The sequence below is a fragment of the Brevundimonas huaxiensis genome (assembly GCF_014218725.1).
Taxonomy (GTDB): domain Bacteria; phylum Pseudomonadota; class Alphaproteobacteria; order Caulobacterales; family Caulobacteraceae; genus Brevundimonas; species Brevundimonas huaxiensis.
Genome location: NZ_JABBJE010000003.1, coordinates 142,506 through 156,940, shown reverse-complemented (window position 1 = coordinate 156,940; position 14,435 = coordinate 142,506). Strand labels below are relative to the sequence as shown.

Below are 14,435 nucleotides of genomic sequence, written 5' to 3'. Positions count from 1 at the left end.
CATGACCTGCCGACCCCTTCTGCTCGCCGGCCTGATGCTGCTGGCCGGCTGCGCCCACCGGGGCGATCCCGTCCTGCCCGCCTGCGACGGCTCAGACCGGCGGCCGGCCAATCCACATGGTTCGGTGCTCGCCCCGGAGGCCCCGCCGCAACCGGCCGCGCCGGCGGCTGGCGCCGCGGTCAACCCGGGCGCGGGAGGCTGCGCATGAGCGGCGTGCCCTCCCCCGATCTGAAGCGCTACTTCGCGGAGGCGCGGCGCTGGGATCAGGACCGGCTGGCGTCCGCGCTGCGGTCGCGCCGTCTCGCCTGGTCGGCCGCCGCCCTGGCCACGGGTCTGGCGGTGATCTCGACCGGCGCGGTGGCCATGCTGACGCCGCTGAAATCCACCGAACCCTTCGTCATCCGGGTGGATCAGACCACGGGCGCGGTCGACGTGGTGCGCGGCCTTTCGGCCGAGGACGGCCCGGTTCGCTACGACGAGGCCGTCAGCAAATATTTCCTCGCCCAGTACGTCCGCCACCGCGAGGGCTACCTCGATCCGGCCGCCGAAGACGCCTTCCGGCTCGTCTCCATCCTGTCCGCCCCGTCGGAGCAGCGGCGCTGGGCCGACCTGTTCCGCGGCTCCAATCCGGCGAGCCCGCAGAACCTCTACGGGCGCGACGGCGAGGCGATCGTCTCGATCCGGGCCATCGGCTTCATCAACGACGGCGTCGCCAACGTCCGCTTCCACCGCACGGTCCGCCAGGCCCAGCAGACGGTGGAGAGCGACTGGATCGCCACCATCGCCTTCACCTACACCCGCGCGCCGATGTCCGAACCGGACCGGCTGAGAAACCCCCTCGGCTTCCAGGTCACGTCCTACCGCGCCGATCCGGAGGTCATCCGATGAAATCCCCCCGACCCCTCCTGACCCTCATCGCCGGGCTCGCCCTGACCTCCCCCGTGGCGGCGCAGACTCTGCCCGATCCCCGGATCCACGAGCTCACCTACGATCCGGCGGCCGTCTACCGGATCGCCGGGGCGTTCCGCACGGCGACCCAGATCGTCTTCTCGCCCGAGGAGACCATCCGTCACGCCGCGATCGGGGACAGCGTCGCCTGGGAGGTGGCCGCGGAAGGCTCGGTGCTCTTCCTCAAGCCTCGCGAACGTCACCAGCCGACCAATCTGCTGGTCGTCACCGATCGCGGCGGCGCAGCCCGGCACTACGCCTTCGAACTTGTGGCCCGCGACACCGGCGACCGCACCGCCATCGCCTATCAGGTCCGGTTCCGCTACCCGGCCGACGAACAGGCCGAGGCGGCCCGCACCCTGGCCGCCTCGGCCGAGGCGGTGGAGCAGCGCCTGATCAGTCTTGAGCTGGAGCGCGGCATCGTCGAGGGCGCCCGCAACCTGGCCTGGTCGGCCCAGGGCGACGCCGCCCTGCAGCCCAGCGAGGTCAGCGACAACGGCCGCTTCACCGTGCTGCGCTTCCCAGGCGTCCAGGCCCTGCCGGCCCTGTTCGAGGTCGGGGAGGACGGGTCCGAGCGTCTCGTCCCCTATGACGTGCGCGGCGAATTCGTGGTCATCCATGGCGTCGTGCGCGGTTTGCGGTTGAGGCGGGGGCGGTCGGTCCTCTGCCTGTTCAACGACGCCCATGACGCCCGCGGCGTGGGCCTCGGCACCGGCACGGCCTCGCCCGCCGTCGATCGCGCGCCGGCGGGGAGCCCGTCATGAGCCACCTCGATCCGACCCCGCCGCCGGAAGATCCGAAGCCGCCGTCGCCGGCGACCGACCGCGGCGTCTCGCCCATCGCCGGCCGGCTCGGCGGACGGCAGGGCAAGGTCGTCACCCTCGCTGCCTTGGCGGTCGGGTGCGGCGTCTTCCTGATCGCAAGCTGGGACCGCGGCGACGCGGACGGCGCCGAGCCGACCCGGCGCGACGAGCCGCCCCGGCAGACGGCGCCGTTCGAGCCTGCCCGCCGCGAAACACCGCCCTTGCTGGACGACGGCGCCGTCGATCCGTATGCGCCGACGCTGACCGACGGGGAGGTCGTCCCGCCCCTTGAGGCGGGTCCCCGGGACCCGGCGCCGACCGCATCCGGTCCTTCGCCGGCGGAACAGCGGCGCGCACTGGCCGAAAGCGCCCGGCGCGCGCCCGTCCTCGCCTATAGCCGCGCCGGCGGCGGCCCATCGACTGCGCCGCCGGTCGTGGCGCCCTCCCTGCCTCCGGGCGCCCCGACCTCGCTCGACCAGCTGCGTCAGATCACGCCGGTGAGCCAGGCGCGGGCGGGCCGTCTGCCGGACCGCAACCTTCTGATCACCGCAGGGACCAGCGTGCCCTGCGTCCTGCAGACCGCCATGGACAGCACCACGCCCGGCTATGTGACCTGCGTCCTGCCGCGCGACGCCTGGTCGGACAACGGCGCCGTGGTGCTGATGGAACGCGGCACCCGGGTGCTCGGCGAGTATCGCGGCGGCCTGCAACAGGGCCGGCGCCGGCTGTTCGTCCTGTGGACCCGGGCCGTGACGCCCACTGGCGTCGCCGTCGCCCTCGCCTCGCCGGCCGCCGACGCGCTCGGCCGTTCGGGCTTCGACGGCGACGTGGACACCCGGTTCTGGGACCGGTTCGGCGGCGCCCTGTTGCTTTCCATCGTCGACGACGGCGTCTACGCCGCCGTGGGTCGGAGCGACGGCGGTTCCGCCACGGCCCGCCTGCCGTCCGACGCCGCGAGCGTCGCCCTTCAGGGCTCGGTCGACATCCCGCCGACGCTGCGCAAGGGTCAGGGGGCCGAGGTGTCGATCTTCGTGGCCCAGGACCTGGATTTCTCCGGGGTCTATCAGCTGCGGCCGCGCTGATGGACGACACCTCCGTTCTGGATCACTACATCGCGCCGCTGCGCCCCTTCCTGGAGCCGGCGTCCGTCACCGAGGTCGTCATCAACCGGCCCGGCGAGGTCGGGGTCGAGGCCGACGGGGCCTGGCGCTGGTCCGAGGCGCCGGAGCTGACCGAGGCCTGGCTCCGCACCTTGGCGGTGGCGGCCGCGGCCTACACCCGGCAGGACGTCGGCCCCGAACAGCCGATCTGCTCGACCACCCTGCCCGGCGACATCCGCTGCCAGATCGTCCTGCCGCCGGTCGCGGCCGACGGAGGCCTGTCCCTGACGCTGAGAAAGCCGTCGCGGCGCCGCCTGGGTCTGAAGGATTTTTCCGCGGCCGGCCTGTTCGACCAGGTCGCCGACGCCCGGGCCGACGCGTCCGACCCCGCCGACGCCGAACTGGTGCGGCTGCGCGAGGCCCGCGACTGGCCGGGTTTTCTCACCCTGGCGGTGGCGGCCCGGCGCAACATCCTGATCTCCGGCGCGACGGGCTCGGGCAAGACCACCCTGGCCAAGGGGCTGATCGAGCTGATTCCGGATCACGAGCGCCTGCTGACGATCGAGGACACCCGCGAGTTCGTGGTGCCGCACCGCAATGTCGTCCACCTCGTCTATTCCAAGGACGGGCAGGGTCTGGCCCGGATCGGCCCCAAACAGCTTCTGGAAAGCGCCCTGCGGATGCGGCCGGACCGCATCCTGCTGCAGGAGCTTCGCGAGGGCACGGCCTTCTTCTACCTGCGCAACGTCAACTCGGGTCACCCCGGTTCGATCACCACGGTGCATGCGGATTCCGCCGCCCTGGCCTTCGAACAGCTCACCCTGCTGGTGCGCGAATCCGAGGGCGGTCGCGACCTGCCGCGCGAGGACATCCGCGCCCTGCTCCACCTGCTCGTCGACGTTGTCATCCAGATGAAGAAGGTCGACGGGCGTTTCCGGGTGACGGAGGTCTGGCATGACCCGGTTCGCAAGCGCCAGCCCGGCGGCTAGGACGGCGCTGCTCGGCGCCGCCGCGCTCCTCGGCCTCGGCGTTGTCGGGGTCTTCGCCATGGCCGTCGCCCTGATCGGCCTGGGCCGGTTCTCCGGCGACATCGATCCCGCCCGCGTCCCGGCCTGGTTCCTCTACTACCGGCATGACCCCGAGGTCCGCCGCTGGCTGACGATCGGCTCAGCGTCCGGCGGCCTCGTCTGCCTGGTCCTTGCGGCCGCGGTCGCGCTCAACGCCCGCCGCCCGCTTCACGGCGCGGCCCGGTGGGCGTCCGCTTCGGAGCAGCGCCGCGCCGGTCTGCGCGCGCGTCAGGGGGTGATCCTCGGCCGGGCCGGCGACCGCCTGCTGATCGCTGACGGGCCGGATCACGTCATCCTCTATGCGCCGACCCGCACCGGCAAGGGCGTCGGCGTCGTCATTCCCAACCTGCTGGCCTGGCCCGGCTCAGTGGTGGTCCTCGACATCAAGCGCGAGAATTTCGCGGCCACGGCCGGCTACCGCGCCGAGGCCGGCCAGCGCGTCCTGCTCTTCGATCCCCTGGCGAAGGACGGGCGCACGGCCCGGTACAATCCGCTCGCCCACATCGAGCGGAGCGATCCCGCCGCCGTGCTGGACGAACTGCAGCGCATGGCCGCCATGCTGTTCACCGGCAGCGATCACGCCGACCCGTTCTGGTCCGAGGCCGCCCGGATCGGCTTCATCGGCGTCGGTGCCTTCGTCGCCGAGACGCCCGACCGGCCCTTCACCCTGGGCGAAATCTATCGCCAGCTGACCCAGGGCGATCCCCGTCTGCGCTTTCCGGCGCTGATCGAGGCGCGCCGCCGCCAGGGCCGTCCGCTGTCGCCCGGCTGCATCTCGGCCCTCACCGACTTCTGCGCCTCGAGCGAAAACACCTTCGCCTCGGTGCGCCAGTCGATCACCAGCCGGATGGGCCTGTGGCTCAACCCGGCCGTCGACGCCGCCACCAGCGCCAGCGACTTCGATCTCCGGACGGTCCGCCAGAGCGGCCTTTCGCTCTACCTGGGCGCCTCGCCGGACAACCTGTTGCGCGTCGCTCCGCTCTACGCCCTGCTGTTCCAGCAGCTCGTCGACCTGAACAGCCGCGCCCTGCCCGGTCCGACCGATCGCCCCGTGCTCGTCCTGCTCGACGAGTTCGCCCGGCTCGGACGGGCGCCGGTCCTGGCGCATGCCTTCGCCTGGGTGGCGGGCTATGGCCTGCGGCTGCTGCCGGTGATCCAGAGCCCGTCCCAGCTGCGCGGCCTCTACGGCGCGGATCTCGCCGAGGAGATCCTGACCAACTGCGGCATCGAGGTGGTCTTCGCGCCGAAGGAGCTCAAGGTCGCCCAGGACCTCAGCGAACGGCTCGGCTACTACACCTACCGCGCGCGCAGCCGCAGCCGGCCGAGCGGTCTGGCGCAAGGCCGCCGCAGCCAGACGGAGTCCGACCAGCGCCGCGCCCTGATGCTGCCGCAGGAGCTGATGCAGCTGCCGGCCGACGCCCTGCTGGTCCTCAAGGCCGGGCTGCCGCCGGTCCGGGCGCGCAAGATCCTCTACTACCGCGAGCGGGCCTTCACCGATCGTCTCCGCGATGCGCCGGTCGTTCCGCCCGCCCCGGCGCCGGCCGCGGGCTCCGACCCCTCGCCGATCGGCTCTGACACCCCGAGCCTGGATTTCGACAGCCTCGCGGCCGAACTCGCGGCCGAGGGTCTCGCCCCGCCCACGTCGGCCGCCTCGGAAGCCGAGTTCGGCGACTGGATCGACCGGATGATCGACACGGCGGGCCGGCCCGGGCCGGCCCTTATGGAGGCGCGTGACCGCTGATGGCCAGTCCGGACAAGACCGCGGCGCCGTCAAATCGCCTCTCGCCCGTCGGCGACGCCGGCGCGCGGCGGGCGCGGTCGCTGGACAAGGGCGACGTCCCCGCCGCCCTGCTCGACCGCTATCTCGTCGAACGCGACCGGCAAGGCCGTCCCGAACGCTATTATCGCGACCACCGCGCCCGCGAACCCATGTTCCAGGACAAGGGCCGATCGCTTGTCGCCCGCCAGTCCTACCCCGACACCGTGGCCGACATGCTCAAGGTGGCCGAACACCGGGGATGGTCGAGCCTCCGCGTCGCCGGCGATGACGCATTCCGGCGCGAGGTCTGGGTCCAGGCCCAGGCGCTCGGCCTCGAGGTGAAAGGTCATCGACCCACCGAACGGGACCGCGCGGCGGCCGCGCCAGCCGGTCGCGACCAAGGCCCGCCCGCGGCGGACCGCGACCGATCGCTGGAGCGCAAGCCCGCCTCCCGCACGGTGGAGGCGCGCCTGGCCATGGCCGCCCAGGTCGTCCGCGCCGTGGTGGTCGATCCCGAGATGCAGGCGCGGCTGATCGCCCGCGCCTGGACCCGCGCCGCGCCCTATCTGGAGCGCTCGCGCGACGCGCAAGACCGGCCCTCCAGGGGCGGCCGCGACCGCTGACCGGGGCGCGAGCCCCTATCGAGCGCGTCCGCCCGGCGCCCGCCCGTCATCCCGCTGGCGGGATGGCGTCTCCCTGGCCGCTTCAATCCGTCGTCGCAGCAGGTCGCGGCGGGTCTCGACCTCGGGCAATGCGCGGACGAACCGTTCGATCGCCTCTCCGAACCGCTGGTCAGCGGCGTCCCCAGACTTCTGCAGGGCGACGGCCTCGGCCACGAAGGCCCTACGGACCGCCAGCTGGCGGGCGCGGATCGGCCGCCGCCAGGGCTCCGATCCCGTCCCGCCCTCGACCGCCTCGCGCCAGGCCGAGGCGAGGACGCGGGGCATGTCGGTCCCACCCGCCATCGCGCGTTCCCGCAGTTTCCGGATGGCGATCGGGTCGGCCTTGCGCACCACGCCTCGCGCCCTGCGTGGCGTGGCCTCCGCCTCGACGCCTCGCTCGCGCAGAGTCCTGGCGAACCCTTCGCGCCAGGCCTGCAGGTCCGCCTTGCGGGGGTTCAGCCTCTCCCCGTCCCGACCCAGCATCCGCACGGTGAGATGCACGTGCGGATGCCGTCCCTCGTCGTGGAGCGCGAACACATAGGCGAACCGGTCGCCGAAGGTCGCGGCGGCGAAGGCCCGCGCCGCATCGTGCAGCCGATAGGGCTCGGTCCCGGCCGGCATGCTCAGGACCACGGACAGGGACGCCGGCGAATCCTTCCGGCGATGCGGCTCCACGGCCAGCTCCGCCGCCCAGTCCCCGGCCAGCGTCCTCACCGCCTCACGGCCGACCAGCCGCTCGCCGTCCGGCCCCTCCAGAGCCAGGGCGCCGTCGCGGGAGATGTAGTCGAGATGGCGCACGAGATGGCCGCCGTCGCGCGTGCGCCCGGTGATCTTGACCATGACCTCCGGCGCGCCCCGGACCACGCGCATGAGTTGACTGCGCGCCGCGTCCGGCGCCCTGGACGAGAGCTTGCCGAGCACCGCGGGGGTCAGCCGCGCCCGCCGTAGGTCCACCGGGGGGCGCAGCGCCTCCTCGAAGCCGGACGGGGTCCGCATCGGGCTCAAGGCTCGGACGCCCAATAGGCGAGATTGCCCTCGAAGGCGTCGCGCAGCCCGAGAAGATGGCGGCGAATCTCCTCGGTGAAGGCGGCCAGCTGCGCGGTCTCCAGGTCGAGCACCTGGCCCTCCATCACCGCCGTGTTCAGGGCCCGGGCGATCTGGTTGACGTTGACGCCGATGCGCCGGAGCTCGCGCTGAACCTCGATGAGGACGATCGCGTCCGGCGGACTGAACTGCGGCGACCCATGGAGACGTCGGCGGATCAGGGCGACGCACCATTGGGTCCGGGACAGGCCCACGCCGGCGGCCACGGCCTCGACCAGGGCCAGGTCGTCCGCCCCGAGGCGCAGGGTCAGCTTGCCGGCCCCGCCGCCCGGCGGACGGTCCGGAGCTTCGGGCACGGGCGCCTGGGCGGCCGCCTCCATCAGGCTGCGCAGGAACCGCGAGCGCCCGCCGCGACCGGCCGCCGCGGCGTCGAAGCGGCGCGCCAGATCAGGTGGAAGACGAAGGGTGAGGCGGTCCATCGGTCGGGGGCTTTGTCAGACATTGCCGGCGCAAAGCCTATCCTGCCCTAGACCGTCACCCCCCTCGCCCCGTAGGCCTCAGGTGTAGCCGCCCTCCCCTCGGCGACCGAAGACGGCCGCTCGCCCGCCGTCCTGCCGGACGCCCCAGCCGGAGGGTTCAGACCCTGACGCGTCGGTAGCCGGCACCCTCGACGAAGCCCGCTGCGAGGCATCCTTCGCGCACGAACCCGGTGCGCGTTCCGTTGGAGTACAGACGGCCGTCCCGCCGATACTGCAGAAACCTCGGCCATCGGGCGGGCCGGGCGCGGAGCGTTTCGGTGTGCACGAGCACATCCCGATCGGCCTGCGGAACGATGTCGGCCAGGGGGCGCACTTCGTAGCGAACGTGCTCGCCGACGACCTCGTCCCGGACCGCATAGGTCGTCCGGTGTCGCGGGGTCTGGCGACGGTCGGCCGCCTCCCTCACCGCGCCCGCGACCACGGTGCGGTCTTCCCATCTCCGGAAAAACAGGTTCGCCGCGCAGTTCAGGATCTGATGGTCGTTGAGCGCCAGCACGTCGTCCTCGCGTCGCAACTCGATCACGCCGTCCTGATGCGGAACGGCGTAGACGCCCGGATCGTGGAAGACGACGAGCAGCTCCGGAGACAGCGGCAGCAGCATCACCGCGCCGCCGCTGCGAACCCCGAACGCCAGCCCGCGCGCCCGGGGGTTCTGCAGGTGCCATCGATTGGTGAGAACCGCCGGATCGTCGGAGGTCACGAACGGCGTGGCGGTCCGGTTCCGGACGAGCGTCATCTGCAGATCGTCCACGATTTTCATCGAGCGCGCATAGAACAGCATCGCCGCCTGAACCGCCTCGAGCATCGCCGCCTTCGGGTCGAACGCCGCCCCGTCCGGTAAGACCCCCGGCAGCTGCGCCAGGGCGGCGGCGATCTGGCTGGCGCTGACGGACGCGGCCTCGGTCCGCAGATGCTGGAGAAGCACAAACCGGCGAAGCACGAGGCGATCGAGCCCGGTCGGGTCCGCGCCCTGGATGACCAGCCGCTGGATCGCTGACCCGTACGCCCCTCGATCGTCTGGATGGCTCTCTCGAGCTGTGCGTCCCGACCGTAGAGATAGTCGTGGGAGCACTGCTTGCGGACGGCCGCGTTCGGGATGGCCCGGCCGGCGTCCAGATTGAACAGGTGAATGGCCTTGCCTTCGCCGTCGACCGAGAACGGCTTCAGATGGGCCTTCGGGACAAAATGCTGGTTCTTGTTGTCGGCCATCGCCACCCTCCTGAGCGAAGGCTGGCTGAAGCTGACGCCGGAGACCAGACATCATCCCGACTGGAGCGCATGGAGCCACGCCACGGCGCGTTGGGCGTGGGCGGCGGCCGAGAAGATGAACCGGGTGTCGTCGCGCAGCACCTGGAGCCACGAGGCGAGATAGGCGGCGTGATCCTCGCGAGGCTGCAGGGCCAGTCCGAGGTCGGCGCAGAGGAACGCGGCGCCGAGTTCGGCCACCAGCTCTTCCCGGGCGTAGCCGGCGTCTCCGTGCCGACGGCGTCCGAAGTCGCGGTCGAGCCGGCTGGGATGCCGGGTCCAGTGCGTCAGCTCGTGGCTTAGCGTGGCGTAATAGGCTTCCGGATCGCGGAAGCTCTCGAACGCCGGCATCTGCACGAAGTCCGGCTCCGGCGCATAGAAGGCGCATCCGCCGCCATGACGGACCTCCGCCCCCGTCGCGGCGAAAAACGCCTCGGCCCGAGCGAGGCGTTGACCCGAGTTCAGGACCGGCGTCGGCGCCGGAGCGTACGACGCGGGCAGGCCCTCGATCTGCTCGACGTTGAAGACGGTGTAGGCCTTCAGGAAGGGAATTCGCCGGGTCGCCTCCTCGCCGGCGTCATCGGCGTCGGTGCGGACCAGTTGATCGGCGTAGACGACGGTGGAACCCCGCTCGCCCTTGCGGACACAGGCGTTCAGCGCCAGCGCCTGACGGAAGGTCATCCAGGTGGCGGACTGGAAGCCTCGGGCCGCGGCCTCGCCCCACAGCAGGACGACGTTGATGCCCTGGTAGGGCGTGCCGTCGTGCCTGAGCGGCCGGCTGACGCTTTCGGATGCGGCCCAGGGCTGGGTCCAGGGCCGGACGCCGGCTTCGAGCTGGGCGACGATCTGGCGGGTGATGCGGGTGTGGAGATCGGAACGTGAGGGTTCGTCGGGGCGCGACATGGCGGCCTCCTCGAAAAATGGGATGTGAAGAAGGGGCGGCGGCGCTGTCGTCAGCGCCGCCGCGGCTCGCTCAGCGGGACCAGATCAGGCTGTGTCCGCCTTCGATCTCGACCAGGGAGGCGTAGATCGGAGCGGGGAAGCTGGGATCGTCGAGCTTGACCGACAGGTAGTCGCGGTTCTGCTGGCTGGTCTTCTTCCAGGCGGCGCCGAACTCGGTCTGGCCGGAGAAGATGCGGAAGTCTGGAGCCTTGTCGTCGGTCTTCTCGTTGGCCCGGAGCTGGGCCGCCTTGACGTTGAGGGTCAGGGTCTTGATCGAACCGCTGTAGCTTCCGTCTGCTTGCTGGGTGAAGGAACCGATGGTGGCCATGGAAGTCTCTCCTTTGCTGTCGGGCCACGCCTGCCGCGGCCTCGATGGCGATCGACGGACCGGGAGACGGACGGCCCGCAGGTCGCAGCGCCGCAGGCGTGAGAGACCCCGCAGCGCATGCGAAGGACCGGGCGGGGCGTGTTTCTTGACTTGCGCGAGGAGGCCGCCAGGCCGGGGAAGAAACTCGCCCCGCGCCGGTTGCGGAAGACGGACGGCTTTCGGTCAGATCAAGCCCTTCGAGAGGCCGCGCGGGCTGGCCCGCCGGCGAGAGACCCTCACCCCGCCTCGGAGCCCTCCCCGCGCATGACCCGATCCGGTCCGACCTTCTGGCCCTGCACATCGGCTCGATCAGGGCCTTCTTGAACCTGCCCAGAGAAGGCCTGTAGATTGGCTACGACCGCACGCATGACCGGCGGACGCGTAAGGAGGCGATCGCTTGGCGATGCACCCCGACACCATCCAGTTCGCTGTGATCCGCGGCGATGGCGACTGGCGGGTTCTTCGCGACGGCCGAACCTCGGGGCATTTCGACTTCAGCGTTGACGCCATCGAGTCCGCGCTCGTCAAGGCGACGACCCTGATCGACAGGGGCGCGCGGGTCGAGGTCTTCGTCCAGGACGCCGCCGGCCAGCTGCGTCAGGTCGATCCGGTCGGCGGCGAAGTGCTGCACTGAACGCCCGTATCGGCGACCGCCGATCCAAAGCCGCGCTCGCTGGTGCATCGGTCGCGGTTACGGCGTGAGATCGGCGGTCCTAGGCGTCGTCATCGCGCGCCGCCTCGCGCAACTGGTCGAGGCGCTCCTGACACACGGTCGTCGCGACGGCCCGCAGAATCTCGACCCGCTCCGTCAGCCAGGCCAGTTCCTCGGCGCTGATCTTGTAGTGTTTGGAGTAGCGAGCCTTCACATAGGCCTCGCGCAGCAGCTCGAAGGAACGGCGCTCGAACTTGGTCTCGCGTGGCCAAGCCTCGGCCAGCCGGACGTCGATGGCTTCGCACTTCTTGCGTAGGAACGCGAGGTTGTGCGCCTTGCCGCTGTAGAGCGTCACCACGAGCAGGACGCAGTGATAGAGATGCTCGGAGGCTTGGTGGAGTAAGAACGCTGCCCAGTTCGGCTGATCGTTCTCGATGAAAAATCGGGCTCCCTTTTGCGCCCCAGTGGCGCTGGCCATCCACTTTTCTAGGTGCTGTTCCGCCTCGGCCAAGGCGACCTTCGCCTTCAAGTCCGCCGGCTTGTGGAGCTTGGCGCCAGACGTGTCGAACAGAACGATTCCCTCGCGCACGATGTCGGCCCAGAAGTAGCGCCCGCGATCCAGCTGCTCGTTCACGTCGCCAAGACTGTGCACGATCAGGCTGACCGGCGTGCGGATCAGTGTCTCGCCCGGCATCAGCTTGTTCTCGGCGTCGTGCCAGAACTCGCCGTCGGTCAGGTCTTCATGATCGACGACGATCAGCAGATCGAAGTCCGAAAAATAGCGTCCGACCGGATCGTGGACCCAGTCGCCGCGCGCATAAGAGCCATAGAGGATGATCTTGAGAATATTGCCGTTCTTCAGCCGCTCGGCCCGGCGGGTCGAGACGGCCTCGGCGAACGACTCGCGGATCACCTCGACTACCCGGCGCAGCTCCACCTGCTTGCGCGGCGGCAGATGATCGATCGAAGTCTTCATCGGGCGAGTCTCGCCCAAGGAGTGCATCGGAGCAAGGCGCGAAGCCTCAGTTCTGGATCAGGCGGACCAAGGTCCCGTCCGGGTCGATCAGCGCGCCGATCCGCAGCCCTGAATCCTCGACCTTTGGCGGGTGCAAGCGGGGTTGACCCCAACAGGTTTCCGGCAGGCCGGTGACAAGGCAGGCTGCGTAAAATGCGTCCAGATCGTCGAGCCTCAGGCAGCAGCTGAAGTTGCTGGTGAGCGGATCCAGGTCCGGATGCGGGAAGAACTCGAGCGTGAGTTCGCCCCGTTTGAAGATCATCCAGCCTTCGTCGCGCCAGCCCTCCTCGAAGCCGATCTTGGCGTAGAACCGGGAGGTGGTTTCGAAGTCCCGCGACGGCAGGTTGGGCGTTGCGTGGTCGGTCACGGCGAGCTCCGAATGCGGCGATGCCACCGAAGCCTAGCCGCAACAGCCCTTCCCATCCACTTGGATCGGAGGACACGGCACGTCGGCATAGGAGCAGAATACGCAGCAGTCGCCCGGCAACGGCTTCAGCTTCAAGCCGCACCCGAGGCAATCGTAAAACCAGATGCAAGCGTCGGTGGGCATGGTCTCCGTCGCGACATGACCGCAATGCGGGCAGGTCAGCGTCGACTCCAGAACGAAGGCGGCCGTCATCGCATCGCCGCCAGTCGGGGCGTGGCCCAGGGCTCGATGTAGGGCTGCCACGCCAGGGACAGGACGATCAGCACGCTGGCGGTCACCAGCAGCCAGAACGCCAGGCGCGAAGGGCGCCGGCATGCGCCGTCCTTCTTGCACATGCGCAGACGGCGCCAATGGAGCAACCAGCCGGCGGCGAGGATGACGGCGGCCAGGAGCGTCAGCCAGTTTCTCGCGCCAGCGATGACGGCGGCCCCGGCGAAGGATACGCCCGCCACCGACAGAGCGAGGGGCAGCACGCAGCAGGCGGCCCAGGCGAACACCGAGGCGGCGGCGCCGATGGCCGCCGAGGCGCTGACGGCGACCTCAGGATCTCTCGGTCGGTGTTGATCGATGGCCATGGAGCCTCCCGTTCGATTTCTGCTAGAGGCTACAACCCGTAGCCACTACGGGATCAAGAGCCATGTCCACACGAAGTTTGACGATCGGGCGTCTCGCGGCCAGCGCGGGAGTGAACTTGGAAACGGTGCGCTATTACGAGCGGATCGGCCTGATGCCAGCCCCGGCCCGGACCGACGGCGGCCACAGGAGCTACGAGCCGGAACACGCCCAACGCCTGCGCTTCATCCGTCGGTCACGCGAGCTGGGCTTCGGCATCGACGCCATTCGGCGGCTGATCGCGCTCAGCGAGCCCGGCGTGCAGGCGTGTTGCCAAGTTCGCGACATGGCCCAGGACCACCTCGCCAGCGTGGACGCCAAGATCGCGGACCTCGAACGGCTGCGATTGGTGCTTAAGCAGGCCGTCGCAGACTGCAGTGAGGGCGGCCGAGTCCGGTGTCCGGTGATCGAAGAACTGGGCTCGATCGCATAGATGCGGGCCGGAGCGCCCCGGGGAGCGGACAGGCTCACGCCAGATCAAGCGCCGATAAAGCCCAGGTGCTCAAGCAGGATAGTCAGGCCGAGCGCGACGAGGGCAAGGCCGCCGATCAGTTCGGCCATTTTGCCGAAGCGCTGGCCGACCGCCCGACCGATCAGCATGCCGACAGTGGTCAGCAAAAAGGTCGTGACGCCGATAGAAGCGGCGATGACCCAGATATTGGCTCCAATGAAGGCAAGGCCGACGCCGACGGCGGCAGCGTCGATACTGGTCCCGACAGCCGTGGCGATCAGCCCCCACGGTCCGGACCGGCGGGGCGCCTCGCCCGCTTCCTCCGACCGCGGACGGGTCGCTTCCCAGATCATCTTGCCGCCGACAGCGGCCAGCAAGCCGAACGCGATCCAGTGGTCGATCCTTTCGACGAGGCCAGCGGCGACCATGCCAAGCGCCCAGCCGATCAAGGGCGTGATGGCCTCGATGACGCCGAACACCAGTCCCGCCTTGACCGCGCCTGGCAGGGTCGGTCGATGCGAAGCGCCACGGCCGACCGCTGCCGCGAACGCGTCAGTGGACATGCTGAGGGACAGGACGGCGATGGCGACGGGAGTCATGACGGGCATCCACCGGGCAACGAACAGCGCCTCCCTTCCCGGCCGGTGCGGCGGTGGGACGCGCTGGTCTCGCTAGGCGGCGGTTCCGCTGGCCGGACCACGCGCCAAGCGCGAGTGTGTTGACCCGGCCCCGACGATGAATCGCCGGAAGCTACTCCCCAACAGGAAGCGGCCTTCTAGCCGGCGTTGCGTACAGAGGTCCA

The 14,435-nt window shown here is 70.3% G+C and carries 19 protein-coding genes and 1 pseudogene; 9 read left to right on the top strand and 11 right to left on the bottom strand.

All coding sequences use genetic code 11. The features are described from left to right. Nucleotide 1: 1 nt before the first annotated feature. Genes HF680_RS08095 through HF680_RS08065 form a run of 7 tightly spaced genes read left to right on the top strand, consistent with a single transcriptional unit; the run spans nt 2 to nt 6,300 of the window. On the top strand, nt 2-208 hold the full coding sequence (locus HF680_RS08095) for a hypothetical protein (RefSeq protein WP_185224692.1): 207 nt from the start codon (nt 2-4) through the stop codon (nt 206-208). Beyond that, complete coding sequence (locus tag HF680_RS08090) at nt 205-888, top strand: virB8 family protein (RefSeq protein WP_185224691.1); 684 nt, start codon at nt 205-207, stop codon at nt 886-888. Before HF680_RS08095 ends, HF680_RS08090 begins: the two co-directional genes overlap by 4 nt. Further along, nucleotides 885-1,712: a TrbG/VirB9 family P-type conjugative transfer protein gene (locus tag HF680_RS08085; protein WP_185224690.1), complete on the top strand. Its 828-nt coding sequence runs from the start codon at nt 885-887 to the stop codon at nt 1,710-1,712. Before HF680_RS08090 ends, HF680_RS08085 begins: the two co-directional genes overlap by 4 nt. After that, on the top strand, nt 1,709-2,833 hold the full coding sequence (gene virB10, locus HF680_RS08080; protein WP_205196147.1) for a type IV secretion system protein VirB10: 1,125 nt from the start codon (nt 1,709-1,711) through the stop codon (nt 2,831-2,833). The genes HF680_RS08085 and virB10 overlap by 4 nt, the downstream gene beginning before the upstream one ends. Then, a complete protein-coding gene (gene virB11 / locus HF680_RS08075) occupies nt 2,833-3,840 on the top strand; it encodes a P-type DNA transfer ATPase VirB11 (RefSeq protein ID WP_185224689.1) in 1,008 nt (335 codons plus the stop codon). Before virB10 ends, virB11 begins: the two co-directional genes overlap by 1 nt. Continuing rightward, the gene (locus HF680_RS08070; RefSeq protein WP_185224688.1) at nt 3,806-5,659 is read left to right on the top strand and encodes a type IV secretory system conjugative DNA transfer family protein; all 1,854 of its coding nucleotides are present in this window, start codon (nt 3,806-3,808) and stop codon (nt 5,657-5,659) included. Before virB11 ends, HF680_RS08070 begins: the two co-directional genes overlap by 35 nt. Then, on the top strand, nt 5,659-6,300 hold the full coding sequence (locus HF680_RS08065; protein WP_185224687.1) for an LPD7 domain-containing protein: 642 nt from the start codon (nt 5,659-5,661) through the stop codon (nt 6,298-6,300). The genes HF680_RS08070 and HF680_RS08065 overlap by 1 nt, the downstream gene beginning before the upstream one ends. 15 nt (nt 6,301-6,315) lie before the next feature. On the opposite strand, the gene HF680_RS08060 is transcribed toward HF680_RS08065, so the two are convergent. The 6 genes and pseudogenes from HF680_RS08060 to HF680_RS08040 form a co-directional block, all read right to left on the bottom strand. Then, on the bottom strand, nt 6,316-7,335 hold the full coding sequence (locus HF680_RS08060; RefSeq protein ID WP_185224686.1) for a relaxase/mobilization nuclease domain-containing protein: 1,020 nt from the start codon (nt 7,333-7,335) through the stop codon (nt 6,316-6,318). A gap of 5 nt (nt 7,336-7,340) precedes the next feature. Continuing rightward, on the bottom strand, nt 7,341-7,862 hold the full coding sequence (gene mobC / locus HF680_RS08055) for a plasmid mobilization relaxosome protein MobC (protein ID WP_185224685.1): 522 nt from the start codon (nt 7,860-7,862) through the stop codon (nt 7,341-7,343). A 157-nt stretch (nt 7,863-8,019) separates the two neighbouring features. Then, complete coding sequence (locus HF680_RS08050; RefSeq protein WP_394353525.1) at nt 8,020-8,994, bottom strand: DUF4238 domain-containing protein; 975 nt, start codon at nt 8,992-8,994, stop codon at nt 8,020-8,022. Further along, nucleotides 8,934-9,131, bottom strand: a pseudogene (locus tag HF680_RS16245) (DUF4238 domain-containing protein); the annotation flags it as partial. The gene HF680_RS08050 and the pseudogene HF680_RS16245, both read right to left, overlap by 61 nt. A 51-nt stretch (nt 9,132-9,182) precedes the next feature. Then, nucleotides 9,183-10,070, bottom strand: a complete 888-nt coding sequence (locus HF680_RS08045) for an ArdC family protein (protein WP_185224683.1) — start codon at nt 10,068-10,070, stop codon at nt 9,183-9,185. 70 nt (nt 10,071-10,140) lie between these two features. Next, the gene (locus HF680_RS08040; protein ID WP_185224682.1) at nt 10,141-10,437 is read right to left on the bottom strand and encodes a DUF736 domain-containing protein; all 297 of its coding nucleotides are present in this window, start codon (nt 10,435-10,437) and stop codon (nt 10,141-10,143) included. Nucleotides 10,438-10,873: 436 nt separating this feature from the next. Here HF680_RS08040 and HF680_RS08035 point away from each other — a divergent pair, with 436 nt between their 5' ends. Further along, entirely contained in the window at nt 10,874-11,110 is a 237-nt protein-coding gene (locus HF680_RS08035; RefSeq protein ID WP_185224681.1) for a hypothetical protein, read from the top strand. Between the two features lie 79 nt (nt 11,111-11,189). On the opposite strand, the gene HF680_RS08030 is transcribed toward HF680_RS08035, so the two are convergent. From HF680_RS08030 to HF680_RS08020, 4 genes are read right to left on the bottom strand one after another with little or no spacing between them, the layout of a single operon-like run. Next, nucleotides 11,190-12,104 (bottom strand): HEPN domain-containing protein, encoded by a 915-nt coding sequence (locus HF680_RS08030; protein WP_185224680.1) that lies wholly within the window; start codon nt 12,102-12,104, stop codon nt 11,190-11,192. Between the two features lie 46 nt (nt 12,105-12,150). After that, nucleotides 12,151-12,510 carry a bleomycin resistance protein gene (locus HF680_RS08025; RefSeq protein ID WP_185224679.1) on the bottom strand — a complete coding sequence of 120 codons (360 nt, stop codon included), beginning with the start codon at nt 12,508-12,510 and terminating at the stop codon, nt 12,151-12,153. A 33-nt stretch (nt 12,511-12,543) separates the two neighbouring features. Beyond that, nucleotides 12,544-12,762, bottom strand: a complete 219-nt coding sequence (locus HF680_RS16165; protein WP_276568684.1) for a GDCCVxC domain-containing (seleno)protein — start codon at nt 12,760-12,762, stop codon at nt 12,544-12,546. Beyond that, nucleotides 12,759-13,145 carry an MFS transporter permease gene (locus tag HF680_RS08020; protein WP_185224678.1) on the bottom strand — a complete coding sequence of 129 codons (387 nt, stop codon included), beginning with the start codon at nt 13,143-13,145 and terminating at the stop codon, nt 12,759-12,761. The genes HF680_RS16165 and HF680_RS08020 overlap by 4 nt, the downstream gene beginning before the upstream one ends. A 62-nt stretch (nt 13,146-13,207) precedes the next feature. Here HF680_RS08020 and HF680_RS08015 point away from each other — a divergent pair, with 62 nt between their 5' ends. Further along, the gene (locus HF680_RS08015) at nt 13,208-13,615 is read left to right on the top strand and encodes a MerR family transcriptional regulator (RefSeq protein WP_185224677.1); all 408 of its coding nucleotides are present in this window, start codon (nt 13,208-13,210) and stop codon (nt 13,613-13,615) included. Between the two features lie 44 nt (nt 13,616-13,659). Here the strand turns inward: HF680_RS08015 and HF680_RS08010 are convergent, their stop codons facing one another. Further along, complete coding sequence (locus HF680_RS08010; protein ID WP_235968910.1) at nt 13,660-14,196, bottom strand: manganese efflux pump MntP; 537 nt, start codon at nt 14,194-14,196, stop codon at nt 13,660-13,662. Nucleotides 14,197-14,435 lie beyond the last annotated feature (239 nt).